This window comes from Streptomyces sp. NPDC044063 (assembly GCF_056434285.1).
The window spans coordinates 120,580-138,297 of record NZ_JBWKFM010000016.1 but is presented as its reverse complement, the minus strand read 5'-3'; the positions used below and the strand labels follow the sequence as shown (position 1 = coordinate 138,297).

Here is a 17,718-nt window from a genome sequence, read left to right as displayed (position 1 = left end):
CCCTGTTCCACGAACTCCTCGCCCGGAGGCCACTCGTTGACATCACGGCGCCCCCCGGCGCCACGACGACAGGCTACAGACGGCCTTCGGCCGGTTCGGGTTCTGCCGCGCTCGGTGCCGGTATTCCTCCGACCCTGGTCGCCTCCGGACGACTCCGGCGTCTACGCGCCACTCTCCGGCGCCCGGGCTCCGGACGCCCCGGGCGAAAACGGCTCGACACCCACCACGCGACGGACACGCGTGGGCTCGATCAGTACGATGACCCGCTGTTCACCGGGAACGCCCCACTCGAACCGTTCGGTGCCCAGATAGACGCCCGCCAGCTCGTCCATGTTCCGGTCCGCCGCCGGGCCCTCCACGAACCGGACGACACGGCCACGGATCTGAACGCGGTCGTAGGGATCGGCCGGATCCGCATGGGACAGGCACACGCGCGGGTCGCGACGCAGGTTACGCTCCTTGACGCGACCCACGGCGGTGTTGAACAGGACCAGGTCCCCATCGAGCCCCACCCACATGGGGCTCACGTGCGGAGAGCCGTCCCGATTGACCGTTCCTACGTACCAGATGTGCGGCGCTTCGATCCTCAGACGTACGGCGTTCGGCAGCTTGACCATGGCCGGACTCCTGCCCGGATGCGAGGCATCGAACACGTTCGGAGCGGCCGGGCATGAACGGCGTCGCCTCTGCCCGGACCCGGAAGGCGGTGAACGCCGCTTCGAGGGAACGGTGGCGCTCGGGGGTGGCCCGGCGGCGTGACAGCGTCCGGGTTCGCTGAGGGAGTCGTGCCGCGATCTCTCCCAGTGCGTACGTACGCAGTTGTGCCGCGACCAGTTCCACGGCGAGGGGCAGCCCCTCCACAGCACGGCAGATGCGGGCGATCCGCTCCGCCTGTGCCGCGTCCGTCACGGCGAATCCGGGGCGGCGCGCGGCCGCGCGGTCGAGGAACATGCGCCCGGCCGGCGATCGCAGGACCGCCTCCACGGTGTCGTCCGTAGGCACGTCCAGTGGCTCGACGGGCCGGATCACCTCGTCCGGCAGTGCCAGTGGTTCGCGGCTGGTGGCCAGGACGTGGAGCCGGGGACATCGGGTCAGGAGAAGATCGGTCAGCTCGGCGCAGGCGCCGAGCAGGTGCTCGCAGTTGTCCAGGACGAGCAGGGCGTGCCGTGGCGCCAGGGCGCCGCAGAGCGCGTCCACGACGGGTCTGCCCGGGCCGGCCGGAATCCCGAGGGCGGCCGCGACGGCGCTCGGTACCAGTTCGGGTCCGGTCACGGCGTCCAGTTCCACGACGTACGCGCCGTCGGGCAGGCGCCTGGCCGTTTCCGCGGCCACGGCCAGAGCCAGCTGCGTCTTGCCGACGCCCGGCGGACCGGTCAGCGTGACCATGCGCCGCTCGGCAACCAGCCGCGCGAGCCCGGTGAGGTCCCGCTCACGGCCGAACAGGGCACAGCGCGACGCGAGAGAGCCACCGTGCGGCGAAGGGCCGGCCTCATCCGGCGCCAGGCCGGGGTCTTCGGTGAGGATCTGCTGGTAGAGGGCTCGCAGGGCCTGGCCCGGCTCGACCCCCAGTTCGTCGGCGAGCGCTCTTCTGGCCTCGTGGAAGACGGTCAGGGCTTCGGCGGGGCGCCCGGCCCGGTGCAGTGCGATCATCCACAACCGCTGCGCGGACTCCCGTAACGGATGAGCCGCGGTGAGGGCGCGCAGCTCGGCGATCAGGTCCCGGTGGGGCGTCGGCAGGCCGCCGCCGTCGAGTTCGATGCCTATGCACTCTTCGAGGACCGCCAGCCGCGTCTCCTCGTACTGAGCGGCCTCCGCCCGCAGCAGCCGGGAGGAGAACCCGTCGAAGGCCGGGCCTCGCCACAGGGCGAGAGCGGACCGGAACAGGCCCGCCGCCTCACTGTGGCGGCCTGCGGCGGCCGCGGCTCGGCCCTGCCGTATCCGACCGGTGAACGACGCGAGATCGGTGGCGACGCCATCCGCGCGGAGCGCGTAGCCTCCGTCGTGGGTCTCGAGGGCCTCGGGGTGAGTGGCGGCGGCCAGGGAGCGGCGCAGTGCGGAGACCAGCGCCTGGACCTGGGCGCGGGCCGTGGCCGGAGCGTCCTCTCCCCAGGCGGCTTCGATCAGCCGGTCGACCGACACTGTTCTGCCCACGTGCAGCGCCAGCACGGCGAGGACGATCCGCGCACGGCCGCCGGGCAGCTTTACGGGACGGCCCTCCGCCAGGACCTCCAACGGCCCCAACACCCTTATCTCCACCGTGCTCTCCCTCGTCGACCGCGTGACGAAGCCAATATCCGCGCTCGACCCGGCTACCGCGACCCATCGGTCCGCCCTGCGCGCGAGGAGTGGGTACACGCCGTCACCCCGCTAGCCGTACCTACCGCGTGGTGTTGCCTCCACTCCTCGCGCGACCAGGTACAACCGCAGGTACTGACGGAGACCGCGACGCCGATGCATCGGAGAGCACCCCATGAAGATCTACATCACCAGCGTCTTCGTCGACGACCAGGACAAAGCCCTGCGCTTCTACACCGACGTGCTGGGATTCGTGAAGAAGCACGACATCCCGCTGGGTCCGGCCCGGTGGCTGACCGTGGTGTCCCCCGAGGCGCCCGACGGGACCGAGCTGCTGCTGGAGCCCTCCGGCCACCCCGCGGTGCAGCCGTACAAGACGGCCCTGGTCCAGGACGGCATCCCGGCCGCCTCCTTCGCCGTGGACGACGTACAGGCGGAGTTCGACCGGCTGCGTGAGCTCGGGGTCGTCTTCACCCAGGTGCCTCTGGAGATGGACACGGTCACCACGGCGGTTTTCGACGACACCTGCGGCAATCTGATCCAGATCATGCACGGTGGGTAAGGCGCCGTCCGGGGCGCTGCTAGACCGTCGCTCCCAGCAGTTCCCCGAACGCCTCGGTCCCTTCCGGTGTCACCTTCACCGCGCGTCCGGATCCCACTCGCCGTACCCACTGCCGTTCCAGCGCCGTGGCGCACAAGGCCGCGCCCAGTGCTCCGGCGAGGTGGGGGCGGCGTTCCGTCCAGTCCAGGCAGCTGCGCACCAGGGGCCGGCGGGTGCCTGGCGGGCGCGTGAAGTCCAGGGTGTCGGCCAGCCATGTACGGCCTTCCGGGGTGACGGCGAGGCCGTCCTCGGCGGCGACCAGGCCTCGGGCGATCATCGCGTCGGCCAGGGTCACACCCAGTCGCCCGGCCAAATGGTCGTAGCAGGTACGGGCCTGGGCTTCGGCGCTCAGCCGCACCGATTCCCGCAGGTTCCGCGGGGGCGGGGTGTCCGAGGCGCGCGTGGTGCTCGTGGCGTACGAGGCGAGCGATTCGATCAGGGTGGCTACCTCGGGGCCCGCCAACCGGACGTAGCGGTGCCGGCCCTGGCGTTCCTCGGTCAGCAGTCCGCCCTCGATGAGGCGGGAGAGCTGCTCGCTCGCGGTGGAGGGCCGTACCCCCGCGTGCCGGGCGAGCTCGCCCGCCGTCCAGGCGCGTCCGTCGAGCAGGGCCAGGCAGAAGGCGGCCCGCGTACGGTCGGCGAACAGGGTGGCGGTCCGGGCGAGCTGAGGCGGTTGAGGCATGCGGCCATGATGCCGTAGGCATGGTTCGGGGACAGCCGAACTGTCGCGGCCCTAGGGTCAGGGCCATGACGAACATGATCACGACGCATGGATTCGACCGCCATGAGGACGTGCTGGCCGCGCTCGCCGACCCGGCTCTCGTCCCCGAGCTGCCGGCCTCGGAGGGCGGTACCGCCGGGGCGAGTGTCGCGTGGTTGCGTGCCACCGTGGTCCGGTTCAGCTCCGGTGAGCGGCATCGACGGCGGCGGGCTCTGGTGGAGGCCGATCTGTCCAGGGTGGACCCCGCCGCGCTGCGACGGGCGGCGGTGGAGGCACCGGCGGGGGACGTACGTCCGCGGGTGGTGCGTATCCTCGCCGAGGCCCTGGGGATACCGGAGCCCGATGCGGTCGCCGAGGCGGTGACCGTGGTGGCCGGGGCCTACTTCGGGGGCGAGGACCCGGCCGCGGACGAGGCGGTGGCCTGGCTGATGGCGCGTCTGGCCCCCGAGGGGGCGGACGAAGCCGCTCTGGAGGCCGCCGCCAACCGTATCGGGCTGCTGGTGCAGGCCTGCGCGGCGACGGCGGCGCTGGTGGAGGCCGCGGCCGAGGGCGATGTACCGCTGGCCCGCGTGCTCCGGGAGGCGTCGCCGGTGCGGACCATGCGCCGGGTCGCCGCCCGTGCCACCCGCGTCGCCGATCGTGAGATCGCCGAGGGCGACGTGGTGCTCCTGGACCTCGACTCCGCCCATCGCGCACACCCCGTACCCCTCTCCTTCGGCGCACCGCCGCGCGTATGCCCTGGTCGTGCTCACGCCCTGGCCCTGGCCGAGGGTCTGCGCCGGCGCCCGCCGACCGACTTCGCCGCCCTGCACCACCGGGCCGCACCACTGCTGCTGCCCAACGCCTGGGACCACGCCTCCGCGGCGGCCCTCGCGGAGCAGGGTTTCCAGGCCATCGGCACCACGAGCCTGGGCGTGGCAGCGGCCGCCGGTCTGCCGGACGGGGCAGCCGCGACCGCTGAGATGACCGTGGAGCTGGCCCGTCGGCTCGGTCGGGGATCCTTCCTGTTCACCGTCGACGTCGAAGCCGGCTTCAGCGACGACCCGCTGGAAGTGGCGGTACTGGCCCGGAGGCTGTACGAAGCGGGCGCGGCGGGGATCAATCTCGAGGACGGCCGCCCGGACGGCACGCTCGCCCCGGTGGATCTGCACGCCGCGAAGATCGCCGCCGTCAAGGCCGCCGTACCCGAGCTGTTCGTGAACGCCCGCACCGACACGTACTGGCTCGGATGCCGGGAGGAGGAGACGGCGGCGCGCCTGGCGGTGTACGAGCAGGCCGGTGCGGACGGGGTGTTCGTACCGGGTCTGACCGATCCCGACCGGATCGCCGCTCTGACGGCCATGCTCGTCGTCCCGCTGAACGTCCTGTACTCGCCGACCGGCCCTTCCCTCAGCGAGCTGGCCGAGCTGGGCGTGCGCAGGGTCAGCCTCGGCTCGCTGCTCTATCGCAGCGCCTTGGCGGCGGCCGTGACCACCGCGACCGCCATCCGCGACGGCTGGCCGGCAGGCCTTTCGGCCCTCTCCTACCCGGAGGTGCAGGCGCTGGCAGTGCCGGACGAGACGTCCTGACCTCGCTCGCATGCCGGCCGCATCCCGCCCGGAGCGAAATCACTCGATCTGTCGTTCGAGCTCGTGGCATCATGCGCGGCATGACGACGAACCGAAAGGTCCATGCCGCGTAACCGGCCCGGACATCTCCGGGCCGGCTTCACCCGGCACCGGACACAAGAAGCGCAGCCTGTCATCGACGGCTTGTCCTCACGTGCGCAGTCCGAGATCTCCCGCCTCGAGCGCACCCGTAACTATCTGCGGCCAGGGGACGTCAACGTGGCCCTGCGTTTGTGGAGGGACTACGTCCACCAGCCCGAGCGTCGGCTGTGGCACGACGACGAGTGGGGCAACGTCCACTGGTACTGCTGCGGCAACCCGCTGGAAGCCCGCGCTCTCCTCGACACCGTGATGCAGGCCATTTCCCCTCGAAGCGCCCGCGAACTTCGGCAGATCGTCGGCCGATCCGACGCCGTCCGGAACCGGCCGTCGCCGCCTTACGACACAGGCGGAGGCTGAGGAGGCTGGGGTCGGCCCGGCTCACTCCCGTAGCGGTGCGCCCCGCCTGCCCGGCGGGCCGCATCGCGTGCGCCCGTTCGCGCCCTGATCGGGCCCTTCCACGCCTGCGCATGGTGGTGCGGTGCAGAGGCAGGCGAGAGATGTCCAGGTGATCGTCGTCGGGGCGGGGTTCTCCGGCATAGGGGCCGCGATCCGGCTGCGGCAGGAGGGCACGGACGACCTTCTGGTGCTGGAGAAGTCGTCCGATGTCGGCGGGACGTGGCGGGACAACACATACCCGGGCTGCGCGTGCGACGTTCCGTCCGTGCTGTACCGCTATTCGTTCGCCGGGAATCCGGGATGGGGCAGGACGTTCGCCGAGCAGCACGAGATACATGCCTATCTCCGGGCGACTGCCGAGCGTTACGGGGTCGGGGACGTCCTGCGGTGCGGCGTCGACGTGCGGCAGGCGGGGTGGGACCGGGCCGCCGGGCGCTGGCGGTTGGAGACCTCGGACGGCGCGTACACCGCGCGGGCGCTGATCATGGCCACCGGCTCCTGGCACCGGCCGCGATGGCCGGACGTCCCGGGGCTCGACGCGTTCCCGGGCCCGGTGTTCCACACGGCGCGGTGGGACCACTCCGTGGATCTCACCGGGCGGCGCGTGGCCGTGGTCGGCAGCGGTGCGTCAGCCGTGCAGGTCGTCCCGGCGATCGAAGGGCGGGCGGCGGCCGTGCACCTCTTCCAACGCACGGCGCATTGGGTGCTGCCCAGGCCCGACGTCGCGGTACCGGGCGCACTCCGGCGGGGTGTCGCGCAACGGGCCATGCGGGCGGGGCAGTACTGGCTGCAGGAGGGGTTCGGGTTCGCCTTCCGGCATCCGCAGCTCGCACGCCTGCTGGAGGCCGGCGGGAGGACGCACCTGCGGTTCGCGGTCCGCGACCAGGGGCTGCGCAGGGCACTCACGCCGGACTACACGCCCGGCTGCAAACGGTTGCTGTCGTCGAGCACGTACTACCCGGCGCTCGCCAAGCCGCACGTTTATCTGCACCCCACCGCGCTCGCCGAGGTGCGGGGAAACCAGGTCGTGGGCGCCGACGGCACTTCGACCGAGGTCGATGCCGTCGTCCTGGCCACGGGCTTCCACATCGGCGAGGTGCCGCTGGCCCGGAGTGTGTACGGCTCCCGCGGGCTCACGCTCCAGGACACCTGGCGGGACGGCCGTGAGGCCTACCTCGGCACTACCGTCAGCGGCTTTCCCCACCTCTTCCTCCTCCTCGGCCCCAACATCCTCTCCGGGGCGACGTCCGCCATCACCGTCCTGGAGGCGCAGCTCACCTACCTCTGTGCCGCGCTGGATCATCTGCGTCGCTCCGGTGCGGCATGGCTCGACGTCGTACCCGCCGTCCAGGCGGCGTACAACGCGCAGGTGCAGCGGGCGTTGCGCGGCACCGTGTACAACACGGGCGGCTGCGCGAACTACTACATCGGCCCCGACGGGCGGAACACGTTCTGCTGGCCCTGGTCCACCGGCCGGCTCGTCCGCCTCCTGAGCCGCTTCGACCCGACGGCGTACACGACATCCAAGGAGCCGGTGAATGATCCGCCGACGGCGACATCGCCTGCGGTCCTATGACCTCACCCTGTACGACCTGCCGCTGACAGGGAACGGCGGGGAGGAGCCCCCGTACCCCGCCGGCTGGTACTTCGCCCGCTTCAGCCGACACCTGGGCAGGGGCGAGGTGGTGCCGGTGACGTATATGAACCGGCGGTACGCGCTGTTCAGGACGCACACCGGGCGGGTCGGGATGATCGACAGCCAGTGCTGTCCCCTGGGCGCCGATCTCGCCATCCCGCCCCGTACCGGGCAACGCGGCATCCCGGTGACCGAGCGGGGCGGCCGCGTCTGGTTCTGGCACGGGTCGCGGCCGCCCGAGCCTCTGCCCCATCTCGATTTCGCGCGGGACCACCGACGCTATCTGTTCCTGCCCGGCGAAGTCACCGTCCGCCACGCGGATCCGCTCCCCGTGAGCGAGCATGTCACGCTGGCCACGGGCCCTGGGGGCATGCCGCCGCTGTTCACCGTCGTCACGGCGACGAGCCCGGTGCGCCCCGGTGTCACCATCACGGCCTGGAGCATCATCGTCCGGGCGCTGCGCCCGCGCTGGCTGATGTGGCCGGTGAACCGTCTGATGGCGGGGATCATCCGACGCATGGTCCTGCGCGGTGCCCGTGCCGATCACGGCGTCCCGCAATCCACCGGGCCGCGCCGGAGGGCCACCCTTCTACGCCGAGGCTGACCACAGTCCGGCAAAAAATCCCGATCTGGTGACGCTTCTCACGCAAGAAGTCGCTCGCTCGGAAAGACGCAGGCCCGCGGGATGGCCTCCAACCCAAGTACCGGCGGCGTGAAGGGAGTTGACCCCTGGAGAGCCTTGACGCGAACCCGCCAATCGTGAACGGATCGTTCCTGCGGTTGTTCGTACCCGATCACTCCGAATGGAGAGCACGATGCGATTACCGTTACCACCGCCCCATGCCAAGGCCCGCACCGGACCGCGCAGATCGCGGCTGACGGCAGCCCTCACCTCCACCTTGCTGGCGACCGGACTGCTGGTCGGTGCCGCCTCCGGGCCGGACGGCTCCACGGCGCGGGCGGACGAGCTGCCGACGAAGACGGCGGCCCCGCCGAACAACGGTAGCCTGCCGTTCACCGGCTACAACATGCAGGGCTCCGACAACGGGCTGCGCTGGAACGGCGAGGTCGGCCCACTGACGATGCACCACGAGGTCGTCGCCCTCCAGGAATCCGGCAACGGGCCGCCTCCCGCCGCGCACCAGCGTCACGGCGTCGGTGAGTCGATCCGCATTCCCGGCCCGTTCCCGGCGGGCCTACCGGACCACGTGAACCACACGGTGTGGCGGTACCGCCACCACACCCGCCAGGTGTACTTCCTCCAGACCGACCCGCAGCGCGACAGCAACACGGGACGGGACCGCTGGCGAGGCGGCCGGGTCAATCTGGCGGTGGTCACCCACACCCGCGCGGACGAGGTCCGCATCATCGAGAACCCGCTGTACAACCGCGACGAGCCCCGCAACGAGTACCGCTACCGCCGCGCCCTCGGCGTACGGATCGGCAACACCGTCTACTACAACGTCCACGCGCGCGGCGCGGACGTCGCCCCCCTGCTCAGGCGCATCCGTGCCGCCACCCGGGCGGGCGAGAACTGGGTCATGGTCGGCGACTTCAATCTCGACATCCGCAACCGCACCGACCGACAGGCCCGGGAGATCCTCCACCTGCGGCCCGACGAGCAACTGGCCCGGCCCAACCGCTCCACCCACCAGCGGGGCGGCGAACTCGACTACGCCATCACACACGGCACGCCCCGGTTCAACGCGGACATCCCCGCGGGGCGCGGCTCGGACCACTACCCCGTCCAGTTCGAACCGGCCCCCACCCCCGTACCGGCCGCGCCCGACGGCCCGGCGCACAACTTCTCCTCCGCCTTCGAGAACGACCGGACCGGGTTGGTCCTCGACGTGGACAACCAAAACCGTGTGACCACCCGCCTGCAGGCGTACAACGCCCGGCAGCGGTTCCGTGTGGACACCGTGCGGGGGCACTGGTACCGCTTCGCCCGAGGCAACAGTCCCCGAGCCGCGTCCGGCCCCCTCGCCGGCCGCGACGCCCTGGCCGCCGGCGAGACGTGCCCCGGCGTCAATCCGTTCTTCCCGGTGTCCCCGATCCTCATGCTGTCGTGCGAGTCGCCCCAGGCCCAGTGGCACCCCGAGGACCCGGGCGCGCCCGGCGGCCCGCTGCGCTGGCACAACTCCCTCTACCCGGACCTGTGCCTGACCGGTACGGGGAACGAGCAGCCGGTCGTGGCCTACCAGTGCAATGACATGCCCAACCAGCAGTGGTGGGACAACTCCCGCGCCGTACCCGAGCGCGCGTGGGAGGACACTGAGGAGCGGGTCCGGCTGCGCGCGTGGAACGGCCTCTACCTGGACAACATCAGTGGGAGCGGCAGAGACGGCATGCCGTTGACCACCCGCCGGCGCAACGAGGTCAGCTCCCAGCGATGGGACGTCCAGTACGCCGGCAGCGGCGACAGCCTCGTCCGGATCAAGGGACGCAGCAGCTGGTTGTGCATCGACGTCGGGGACAGCGTCCAGCCCCACCCCGGCGATCGTTCCGTGCTGCACGACTGCACCGGCCGCGGCAGCAAGACGGACGGCACGGGACATCGCTGGCAGGCGGAGATGTACGGCGACGGCACCCTCCGCTTCCGCAACGAGGCCGCGCACCTGTGCCTGGTGCCGTCGGCGCGGGAGACGGGCTATGTGACGATCGGCACCTGCAGCGACGACGCCCGTCAGCGTTGGACGATTGTGCCGTGATTCCGTAGCCGAGGGGCGAAGGAGCCCGGGTGGGCGCCCGGCGGACGGAGCGAGGGTGCCCGCGGCGCGGCCAGGCCTGTGACGGTGAATCCATCCCCGTACATGGCCGGGCCGCGCCACTGCTTGGGACGCCGGGTTACGGGCGGGTGACCGAGCCCAGCCACAAGGTGTCCCTGGCGCGTGTCATGGCGACGAAGAGCTGGCTGCGGTGCAGTTCGCGGCGTTCACGCGCGACACCGTCGTCGGTGCCGTCGCCCGAGGCGGTGGAGGTGGAGATCGTGACCGGGGCATCGTGATCAGGCAGGTGCACGTGTGTGAACTCCAGCCCCTTGGCCCGGTGGTAACTGCCCAGCTTCACGCCGGGCACCGGGTGGCCGTCGTACTGCTCCAGGCTGATCACGGGGATGCCGGCCCGGATCAGCAGCCTCCGGCAACGGTCCAGCTCCTTTCCCGTACGGCAGAGCACGGCCGAGTCGGGCCACGCCTCGGGGCCCAGTGTGTGCAGGGCCTCGAGGAGGGCCGCGTCGTGCTCGGTCCGGGTCTGCGCGGTGAACCTGGTGACCCGGCCGTCCCCGTAGGTGAGATCGACGTCGCGGCGCCCGGTCGTGGGTGTGCCGTCGATGTCGTCGAAAGGATCGTCGGCGACGACGGCGAGAGCGGCGTCGAGGATCTCCTTGGCGTTGCGGTAGTTCTTGCGCAGCACCTGCCCGCGGCCGCGGACGTCGATGCCCGCGTCGGAGAGGCGGAATCCACCCGGGTAGATGGCCTGCTGGCCGTCGCCGACGAGCAGCAGGCCGTTGTTCGCGTCGCCGACGAGCGCATGCAGCAGGCGTACGCCGACGAAGGTGAGGTCCTGTACTTCGTCGACGATGACGGACGTGTACCGGTTGGCGCCGGGGTGGGCGAGGACCTCGTCGAGCGCGAGGGCGAGGATGTCGTTGAAGTCGTGCACGCCTTTGCCCGTGCGGTTGCGCTCGTACTCCTCGTACAGTGCCCACACGGCCTCGCGGTGGGACCGGCGCAGATTGGTGCGGCGGCGCGGGCGCGGCAGGGGCGCGTACTGCCCGAAGGTGGTGATGCCCCTGCCCTTGATGACGTAGTCGATCTCCTCCTGCCAGTATCCGGGTGCCGGGTCGAGGGTTTCCAGGATGGTGCCGCGGCCATGGCTCTTCCAGGCCCGGCTGAAGGCGTCCACGGCCTTGTCGGGGTCCAGCGCGGTCGCGACGCCGCGTTCGCGGAGGAATTGGCCGGCCCATGCGTGCAGGCTGCGGAAGTCGACCCGGTCGGCGACCGCCGGGGCCATCGTCCTGAGGAACGTGCTCTGTACGCGGGGCAGGTTGTTGGCGAAGGTGACGTAGAGGATCCGGCCAGGCGTGCGTGCGGCGAGGTACGCGGCACGGTGCAGGGCGACGACCGTCTTGCCGGTGCCGGCCGGGCCGCTGACGCGTGCCGGGCCCGACCAGTTGCGGCGTACGAGGGCGAGCTGGTCGGGGTGGAGGAACGTCATCCACTGTTCGATCGGGGCGCTGCGGGCGGCTTCCAGGGCCGCGTTCCGTATGCCTTCGATGTCGAACAGCGCGTCGTCGGGTGCGGGGGCGGAGGCGGCCGCCGGGGACGCGGGGGTCGCGGGAGTCGCCGGGCGGGTGTGGGTGGAGGTGTCCTCGTAGGCGGGGAACGCGCGCTCCAGGTGGTCTGCGACGTCCCGTACCTCGGACGGCCGCAGCCGGGTCCGCTCGGCGATGAGGGCCGGGGTCACCTCGCGTTCTCCCAGGAGACGTACGGGGCCCAGCCCGGTGCTCACGGACCTGCCCGCGAAGACCATCAGCGGTTGCACGGCCACGGGTGAGAGGTTCCGGTCGGAGACGGCGTTCTCCGCCAGCCGGGTCACTTTGAGCAGTTTGTCGATCTCACGGTCGTAGGTGTGGCCGTTGGCCGTGAGGTGTCCACCGGTCGTTTCGGGGGCGTGTCGCCAGTTCTTGACGTCGATGACGAAGACACCGCCGGGACCCACCAGCAGCATGTCGACGTTGGCCGCGCGCGTGCCGGGCCAGCGCCGGTCGAGCAGCAGGCGCCATCCGCGCCGGGTGAGGACCTGTAACTTCGCGGCGACCTTGCGCTCGCCTTCGCTGGCCGCTTCCCAGTTGCGGACCTCCCACTGGGCGGCCCTGAGTTGCTCGCGCAACTCGCGTTCGTGGCGCCGGGCCTCCTGGGCCCTCTTCCACGCCGATCCCCCCGCGCTCATGACCGCCCCTCCCCCACTACCCCTGGACGTAAAGTGATGATCATCTTACGCATCGGAGTGGTTTCGGTGAGGCTGATGGCTCGACTCGGATCAGCGCCTTGCGTCAGCGGTCCATGACAAGACCTCCGCGGCTCCCCGGCGCACGGCTTCTTCAGGGTCCCGGGTGAGCTGCTCGCAGACCGCCGCCACGTCGGGCACCCGGGTGTCCGGTCCCGCGAGGGCGTCATGCACCCCGGTTTGTATCCAGTCGGCATGGTTGTCGCCGACCTCGGCCACCGCGCGGGCGACGAGCCGCACGGCGGCCACTGTCCCCACCCGGGCCAGGGCCTCCGCCGTCTGCCGCGTCACCGCCGTGTCGGCGACATCCAGGAGGAGACCCGCCAACACTTCCGCGGCCTCCGGCACATCGGCGAAGGCGGCGAGGTCGCGCCCGGCACGGGCACGCCGTGCCCAGGCCGAGGACGACGCCTCCGCCAAGGCCGCCCGCAATCCGCTCATCATCTCCGGCATGGCCGGACACTCTCATGCCCCGCGGAGAAGATCGAGCCCGGACCGGTGGCCCGAGGGTGCGCCGTTCGGGCTCCGCTCGGCCAGTCGGTCCGTGCGGGACGTGTGCGTACCGCTAGCCTGCCGGGCCATGAGCCAGCACCCCGTCCGCTACGTCATCGCTCTCAAGCCCCAGCTCGTCGACGAGGAGGACCACCCCCGGCACGCCGGCACCCTTCGCACCGCGACCGTCACCGTCACCGGCGAGACAGGAGTGTCGGGCTGCCCCTGCTACGAGGGAGACGGCGTGCAGGCTGAAATCGACCCCCAGACACACGCGGTGGAGAAGGTAACCGTCGATGGCCAGACATTGCCCTACGGGTGGGTGGCTCAAGTCGTCCGGTCTTCCCCGACGTGAGCCTGCGAGGGCAGCAGTGCCGTTGATTCACGCATGAAGCGCCCGGGTCACGCGGGTGTCTGGGGATCCACACGTCCCAGCATGTCCGCGAGGGGAATCCCTGCTCGCGCTGACGCGATGCGACGTGCCCGCAACTGGGCTCGGGTTCGGGGGCGGAACGTGGGTTCCTTGCCGCAGCCGCACGGTTCACGGCCCTCATAGCGGAGCCCGGCACCGAGCACCCCGGCCACGACGGTCCACGCCTTGATGTCCCGGCGCCGTGGTGCGGCGAAGTCGTGGCCGGCGCACACCAGCGGCTCGGAGCATCGGGGGCATCGGTGCCCACCGGCCCCGGGGTGCCGCTTGAACGCCACGCGACATGGCACGCACGCGTAATGCAGCTTGTAGGACTTCTCGGCGTAGTGGCACATGAGAGGAACGTACGTGGGATCGCGGTTCACAGCGAACGGATTCATGGCTTCTCAGCCCGGCGACGTCAAGGCGGCCAGGGCGGCGAAGTCCCTGCACTGCAGGCGCGAGCCCGGCGGCGGAGTCCTGCGAACCAGGTCATTGCCAGAAGAGTTCTTCGATGATGATCTGCGGGTCCGCGGTGCGCCGGATGAACACGAAACGGGCCCATCCCCGGCCCGCGTCGAAGGTGAGGATGTGGGGGCCGCGGAAGCGGGTGGACCGGACGGGTTCGACGGAGACGTGTTCCCCGGGGCGGTAGGGGTCCTTGGCGGTGAGGATGGCGATGAGGGCGTCCCGCAACCTGCCCCTGATGCCTTCGGGCAGCGAGTCGCGGTACGCGCGGGCGGCCTCGACGTAGTCGATCTGCCAGGGCGGCCCCATGAACCCTTCGGTCACTGACCGGGCCCCACGCGGCCGGCCTCCCGGCGCAGATGTGCCGCCTCTTCGAGCAAGGCACGGGCCTCGACGATGTCGCGGGATTCAGCGGCGCGGTCCTCGAGATCGGTCACCCGCGCGTCCAGTTCGGGGTTGCGGGCGAGGGCGTACTCGGTCCACCAGCGGGCCAGGAACGCCGGTACGGGAGTGAGGTCGTAGGTGTCGGCGATGTCCCGCTTCCAGTGCCGGTCGAAGTCGGCGAGGAGCTGCGGCGCATGGGCGGCGATCGCCTCCCTGAGCGCTTTCGGGTTGCGCTCAGGCATGGGCGGAACGCCGGCGGGGCGGTGTGTGGCGGAGTGGGCGCTCACGCGGCTTGCTCCTTGTCACGCTCGGCCTTGGCGGCGTCGTTGAGGATCTGGCGGACACGGGAATCGGAGAAGCCGGCGGCACCCGCGATCTCCGCTTTGCGACCGTGGACGGGTTTGACCTCGAACGCATGGACGATGGCTGCATGGAAGTCGGCCTCAGCCTTCTTCCACGCCCGGCGGGCAGCGGCCACGGCATCGAGAGCGAGGTCATCGCCCTTCTTTCTGATCATGACCCCGGATCCTATCAAGAACCGCACTTTTCTGCGCTTTCAACTTCGGATTCGCAAGGAGAAAGGGTGGGCGTGATGACGACGCTCGACCCGCCCACCTGACGATCACCGGGCAGGGCCTGGCGCCTGTGGCGGGAGCCCACTTGACGAGCCATCGGGCGATCTGCAGGGCGCCGCCGTACGGCACCCCCGATCCCCCGATGACTCAAGCCCAGCCGGTCACGCGTCCAAGGGCCGCCAGGCCGGGCCGTCCCCGTCCTGCCGCACCTGCCCGAACACCACGTCGGCGAAGTGGACGCCGAAGCCGATCGTGTCGGGCTCCGCCAGTTCGGCGACGAGGCGGCGGCGGTGCTCAGCCGTTTGAGCCAGGTCGTGGTCGAAGGCCGCGGACCAGTCGGGGTGGTCGACCTGGATCGGAGAGTGCATGGCATCACCGAAGGCGATCAGGCGCCGTCCGCCCCCGGTGATGACGTACTCGGCGTGCCCGACGGTGTGGCCGGGAGTGATGCGCACACGCACGCCGGGGAAGATCTCCTGCCCGTCCGTGATCGTACGCACGCGCGAGGCGAGGGCCGCGACCTGTTCGGTCATGCCCTGGGCCTCCAGGAGGTCCCGGCGCTCCCACTCCGGCTCGGAGATCAGGTAGTCGGCGTGGGCGAACACGAGCCGGTCGCTGCCGGGGGCGGGGAGGCAGGCCCAGCCGAGGTGGTCGGAGTGGAGGTGGGTGAAGGCCACCGCTTCGATGCCCTCGGGGCTGCGGCCGAGTTCGGCCAGGCTGCGCGGGAGCGCGCCGCCGTGGATCACGCCGAGCGGGCCTTCCGGAGCCTCGAGCGTCTGCGGGCCGAAGCCGGTGTCGATCAGCAGCGCGCGGTCGCCGTACTCCACCAGCAGGGCGCCGACGCTGCCCACGAGATGGCCCGTGGTGTCCAGGTACTCGGGGTGGGCGGCCCACACCTCGTCGGTGGTGTCCTGGAGCAGTTGCAGCGGACGGAGCCGCACGTCGCCGTCCGGCACGTACGACACCTTGGTGTCGCCCAGCTGTATGGAGCGGATACCCGCCGGCCGGCGCAGTCGTCCGTCGTGGTCTGCCGTCGAGTGAGTCATGGGTCTTGTCCCCCGGTGGGTTGTCATCAGGTCGTCTCCGCGCTGTGCCGCGGCGACGACGCCAACCATAAGCATCAAGTTGAAATCATTCAAGCTGTAAATATATGTGCTTGATGAACTTGCTAGGCTGGTGGCATGACGACGCCCCCGGAGCGGCAGGCCATAGCCGAGCGACAGCTGTGCGGGCTGGTGAACGGGCTGGCCCAACGGATCGCCGAGCACGTGCGCGAGCGCGCCGCCACCCTGGGCCTCACCGCGTCCCAGGCGACCGCGCTGCGGGAGATGAGCGGGCCGATGACCATGCGGGAGCTCGCCGAACGCATGAGCTGCGAGCCCTCCAACACCACCTTCGTCGTCGACAAGCTGGAGAAGCAGGGCGTGGTCGAGCGCCACCCCCACCCCACCGACCGCCGCGCCAAGCACCTCGTCCTCACCGCCGAGGGCACCGCGCTGCGCGCACGCCTCCTCGAGCTCCTCGCCGTGGACTCCCCGCTGTCCGGCCTCAATCCGGAGGAGCAGCGCGTCCTGCACAACCTGCTGGAGCAGGCCATCACCACCCGTCCGTGAGTCGGTCACGGTTGGCCGTAGGAGCCGCCGCCAGGCGTCCCGGGGCGCAGCGGTAGCCACGGGCACCCGGTCGCTTCCCCGACCGCGCGCCTCGGCGGACCCCGACCCCGCGTCAGGGGTACCTGTAGGGGGAAATCACTCCCGGGATCATCCTCGATCATGATCATTTGGGCTGGGCGGAATCCGTACGGTGAAGGCAGCGCCACCCCACGAGAGGACACCGCCCATGCGCCGCCGCACCCTTGCCGTCTCCGCCCTGCTGTCCGCAGCCGCCCTTGTCCCCACCGCTGTTCCGGCCACCGCCGTGGCCGCCGGCGAGCGGACGGCCGGCTCGCGGGCCGGCGCCGCCGTGAACGACAAGAGGGACGCCTTGCAGCACGCCCTGGACGGCGTCGTCGCCGCGGGCGCGCCCGGCGTGATCGCCGAGATACGGGACGGTGACCGCGTCTGGCGGTTGGGCAGCGGCCTCGCCGATGTGGAGAACGGGCGGGCGGCCAGGCCCGGCGACCGGTTCCGGGCCGGGAGCGTGACCAAGTCCTTCGTCGCCACGGTCGTTCTGCAGCTGGTCGCCGAGGGGCGGATCGGGTTGGACGACCCGATCGGGCGTCACCTGCCCGGGCTCGTGCCCGACGGGGACGACGGGGCGCCGGTCACCGTACGCCATCTGCTGCACCACACCAGCGGCATCGTCAACTACACCGACCTGCTCCAGCACGGCGACGACCCGATACGCCGCCTCCAGCACTCCCGCGCCACCCCCAGCGAGCTGATCGAGCCGGCGCTCAAGGCGCCCCGTCTGTTCAATCCCGGTCAGCCCGGGAAGTGGGCGTACTCCAACACCAACTACGTCGTCCTCGCCATGCTGATCGAGAAGACCACCGGCCGTACGCTCGACCGCGAGATCGACCGCCGCATCGTGCGCCCGCTCCACCTCACCGACACGTACATCCCCACCTCCCCGCGTGTGACCGGGCCTCACCTCAACGGCTACGAGCGGCTGCCCGGGGAGCCCGCCCCGGCCGACTTCACCGATTTCGCCCCCACGGCCTTCTGGGGCCCGGGCAACATCGTCTCCAGCACCGCCGACCTCAACCGCTTCTACCGCGCTCTCTCCGGCGGCGGATTGCTGCCCTCCCACCTCTGGGACGAGATGCGGACGTTCCAGCAGACAGATCGCGGCGCGGACCGTACGTACGGCCTGGGGCTGGAGAGCCGGGCGGCCTACTGCCCCGGCGAACAGCCCGTATGGGGCCACACCGGCAGTGTCCCCGGCTACAGCACCTTCAGCTTCACTACGGCGGACGGCCGACGACAGATCACCGTCGCCACGAACACCAGCCTCACCATGCCGGAGAAGGCCAATGACGCCGCCCTGAAGGTGTTCTCGACGGCCCTGTGCACGAAGTAAC

The 17,718-nt window shown here is 71.0% G+C and carries 18 protein-coding genes; 9 read left to right on the top strand and 9 right to left on the bottom strand.

Translation table 11 applies throughout. The features are described 5' to 3' along the window. Window positions 1–161 precede the first annotated feature (161 nt). Together AC07BS_RS21080 and AC07BS_RS21075 are read right to left on the bottom strand one after the other, a co-directional pair. On the bottom strand, window positions 162–569 hold the full coding sequence (locus AC07BS_RS21080) for a PPOX class F420-dependent oxidoreductase (RefSeq protein ID WP_478933798.1): 408 nt from the start codon (window positions 567–569) through the stop codon (window positions 162–164). Next, entirely contained in the window at window positions 451–2,244 is a 1,794-nt protein-coding gene (locus tag AC07BS_RS21075) for an AfsR/SARP family transcriptional regulator (RefSeq protein WP_478933767.1), read from the bottom strand. The genes AC07BS_RS21080 and AC07BS_RS21075 overlap by 119 nt, the downstream gene beginning before the upstream one ends. Window positions 2,245–2,470: 226 nt before the next feature. On the opposite strand from AC07BS_RS21075, the gene AC07BS_RS21070 reads away from it, so the two are divergent. After that, window positions 2,471–2,857 carry a VOC family protein gene (locus AC07BS_RS21070; protein WP_478637654.1) on the top strand — a complete coding sequence of 129 codons (387 nt, stop codon included), beginning with the start codon at window positions 2,471–2,473 and terminating at the stop codon, window positions 2,855–2,857. A gap of 19 nt (window positions 2,858–2,876) precedes the next feature. On the opposite strand, the gene AC07BS_RS21065 is transcribed toward AC07BS_RS21070, so the two are convergent. After that, window positions 2,877–3,578, bottom strand: a complete 702-nt coding sequence (locus tag AC07BS_RS21065) for an ArsR/SmtB family transcription factor (protein ID WP_478933764.1) — start codon at window positions 3,576–3,578, stop codon at window positions 2,877–2,879. Between the two features lie 65 nt (window positions 3,579–3,643). Between AC07BS_RS21065 and AC07BS_RS21060 the strand changes: the two genes are divergently transcribed. From AC07BS_RS21060 to AC07BS_RS21040, 5 genes are all read left to right on the top strand, one after another. Then, complete coding sequence (locus AC07BS_RS21060; RefSeq protein WP_478933763.1) at window positions 3,644–5,185, top strand: isocitrate lyase/phosphoenolpyruvate mutase family protein; 1,542 nt, start codon at window positions 3,644–3,646, stop codon at window positions 5,183–5,185. A gap of 183 nt (window positions 5,186–5,368) precedes the next feature. After that, on the top strand, window positions 5,369–5,683 hold the full coding sequence (locus tag AC07BS_RS21055; RefSeq protein ID WP_478933761.1) for a hypothetical protein: 315 nt from the start codon (window positions 5,369–5,371) through the stop codon (window positions 5,681–5,683). A 121-nt stretch (window positions 5,684–5,804) separates the two neighbouring features. Continuing rightward, window positions 5,805–7,298 carry a flavin-containing monooxygenase gene (locus AC07BS_RS21050; protein ID WP_478933759.1) on the top strand — a complete coding sequence of 498 codons (1,494 nt, stop codon included), beginning with the start codon at window positions 5,805–5,807 and terminating at the stop codon, window positions 7,296–7,298. After that, window positions 7,261–7,962 (top strand): Rieske (2Fe-2S) protein, encoded by a 702-nt coding sequence (locus tag AC07BS_RS21045; RefSeq protein WP_478933757.1) that lies wholly within the window; start codon window positions 7,261–7,263, stop codon window positions 7,960–7,962. Before AC07BS_RS21050 ends, AC07BS_RS21045 begins: the two co-directional genes overlap by 38 nt. A gap of 211 nt (window positions 7,963–8,173) precedes the next feature. Then, entirely contained in the window at window positions 8,174–10,069 is a 1,896-nt protein-coding gene (locus AC07BS_RS21040; RefSeq protein ID WP_478933755.1) for a ricin-type beta-trefoil lectin domain protein, read from the top strand. 136 nt (window positions 10,070–10,205) lie between these two features. On the opposite strand, the gene AC07BS_RS21035 is transcribed toward AC07BS_RS21040, so the two are convergent. Together AC07BS_RS21035 and AC07BS_RS21030 are read right to left on the bottom strand one after the other, a co-directional pair. After that, complete coding sequence (locus tag AC07BS_RS21035) at window positions 10,206–12,311, bottom strand: nuclease-related domain-containing DEAD/DEAH box helicase (protein WP_478933753.1); 2,106 nt, start codon at window positions 12,309–12,311, stop codon at window positions 10,206–10,208. A gap of 90 nt (window positions 12,312–12,401) precedes the next feature. Further along, the gene (locus AC07BS_RS21030; protein WP_478933751.1) at window positions 12,402–12,821 is read right to left on the bottom strand and encodes a HEAT repeat domain-containing protein; all 420 of its coding nucleotides are present in this window, start codon (window positions 12,819–12,821) and stop codon (window positions 12,402–12,404) included. Between the two features lie 127 nt (window positions 12,822–12,948). Between AC07BS_RS21030 and AC07BS_RS21025 the strand changes: the two genes are divergently transcribed. Beyond that, window positions 12,949–13,215, top strand: coding sequence for a hypothetical protein (locus AC07BS_RS21025; protein ID WP_478637677.1), 267 nt, complete (start codon window positions 12,949–12,951; stop codon window positions 13,213–13,215). Window positions 13,216–13,761: 546 nt separating this feature from the next. On the opposite strand, the gene AC07BS_RS21020 is transcribed toward AC07BS_RS21025, so the two are convergent. The 4 genes from AC07BS_RS21020 to AC07BS_RS21005 all read right to left on the bottom strand — a co-directional run bounded on the left by AC07BS_RS21020 (window position 13,762) and on the right by AC07BS_RS21005 (window position 15,742). Further along, window positions 13,762–14,061, bottom strand: coding sequence for a hypothetical protein (locus AC07BS_RS21020; RefSeq protein WP_478933749.1), 300 nt, complete (start codon window positions 14,059–14,061; stop codon window positions 13,762–13,764). After that, the gene (locus AC07BS_RS21015) at window positions 14,058–14,363 is read right to left on the bottom strand and encodes a DUF6247 family protein (RefSeq protein ID WP_478933796.1); all 306 of its coding nucleotides are present in this window, start codon (window positions 14,361–14,363) and stop codon (window positions 14,058–14,060) included. Before AC07BS_RS21015 ends, AC07BS_RS21020 begins: the two co-directional genes overlap by 4 nt. Before the next feature lie 41 nt (window positions 14,364–14,404). Further along, a complete protein-coding gene (locus tag AC07BS_RS21010; RefSeq protein ID WP_478637680.1) occupies window positions 14,405–14,638 on the bottom strand; it encodes a hypothetical protein in 234 nt (77 codons plus the stop codon). 219 nt (window positions 14,639–14,857) lie between these two features. Continuing rightward, complete coding sequence (locus tag AC07BS_RS21005) at window positions 14,858–15,742, bottom strand: MBL fold metallo-hydrolase (protein WP_478933747.1); 885 nt, start codon at window positions 15,740–15,742, stop codon at window positions 14,858–14,860. 135 nt (window positions 15,743–15,877) lie between these two features. Between AC07BS_RS21005 and AC07BS_RS21000 the strand changes: the two genes are divergently transcribed. Both AC07BS_RS21000 and AC07BS_RS20995 read left to right on the top strand, forming a co-directional pair. After that, window positions 15,878–16,309, top strand: coding sequence for a MarR family winged helix-turn-helix transcriptional regulator (locus AC07BS_RS21000; RefSeq protein ID WP_478637682.1), 432 nt, complete (start codon window positions 15,878–15,880; stop codon window positions 16,307–16,309). Between the two features lie 226 nt (window positions 16,310–16,535). Further along, window positions 16,536–17,717, top strand: coding sequence for a serine hydrolase domain-containing protein (locus tag AC07BS_RS20995; protein WP_478933745.1), 1,182 nt, complete (start codon window positions 16,536–16,538; stop codon window positions 17,715–17,717). Window position 17,718: the final 1 nt, after the last annotated feature.

Excerpts from the sequence above, each read along its gene's own strand:
- AC07BS_RS21070 (WP_478637654.1), top strand. The coding sequence starts at position 2,471 with ATGAAGATCTACATCACCAGCGTCTTCGTCGACGACCAGGACAAAGCC.
- AC07BS_RS21065 (WP_478933764.1), bottom strand. The coding sequence starts at position 3,578 with ATGCCTCAACCGCCTCAGCTCGCCCGGACCGCCACCCTGTTCGCCGAC.
- AC07BS_RS21060 (WP_478933763.1), top strand. The coding sequence starts at position 3,644 with ATGACGAACATGATCACGACGCATGGATTCGACCGCCATGAGGACGTG.
- AC07BS_RS21045 (WP_478933757.1), top strand. The coding sequence starts at position 7,261 with ATGATCCGCCGACGGCGACATCGCCTGCGGTCCTATGACCTCACCCTG.
- AC07BS_RS21040 (WP_478933755.1), top strand. The coding sequence starts at position 8,174 with ATGCGATTACCGTTACCACCGCCCCATGCCAAGGCCCGCACCGGACCG.
- AC07BS_RS21035 (WP_478933753.1), bottom strand. The coding sequence starts at position 12,311 with ATGAGCGCGGGGGGATCGGCGTGGAAGAGGGCCCAGGAGGCCCGGCGC.
- AC07BS_RS21030 (WP_478933751.1), bottom strand. The coding sequence starts at position 12,821 with ATGCCGGAGATGATGAGCGGATTGCGGGCGGCCTTGGCGGAGGCGTCG.
- AC07BS_RS21025 (WP_478637677.1), top strand. The coding sequence starts at position 12,949 with ATGAGCCAGCACCCCGTCCGCTACGTCATCGCTCTCAAGCCCCAGCTC.
- AC07BS_RS21015 (WP_478933796.1), bottom strand. The coding sequence starts at position 14,363 with ATGCCTGAGCGCAACCCGAAAGCGCTCAGGGAGGCGATCGCCGCCCAT.
- AC07BS_RS21010 (WP_478637680.1), bottom strand. The coding sequence starts at position 14,638 with ATGATCAGAAAGAAGGGCGATGACCTCGCTCTCGATGCCGTGGCCGCT.
- AC07BS_RS21005 (WP_478933747.1), bottom strand. The coding sequence starts at position 15,742 with ATGACTCACTCGACGGCAGACCACGACGGACGACTGCGCCGGCCGGCG.
- AC07BS_RS21000 (WP_478637682.1), top strand. The coding sequence starts at position 15,878 with ATGACGACGCCCCCGGAGCGGCAGGCCATAGCCGAGCGACAGCTGTGC.
- AC07BS_RS20995 (WP_478933745.1), top strand. The coding sequence starts at position 16,536 with ATGCGCCGCCGCACCCTTGCCGTCTCCGCCCTGCTGTCCGCAGCCGCC.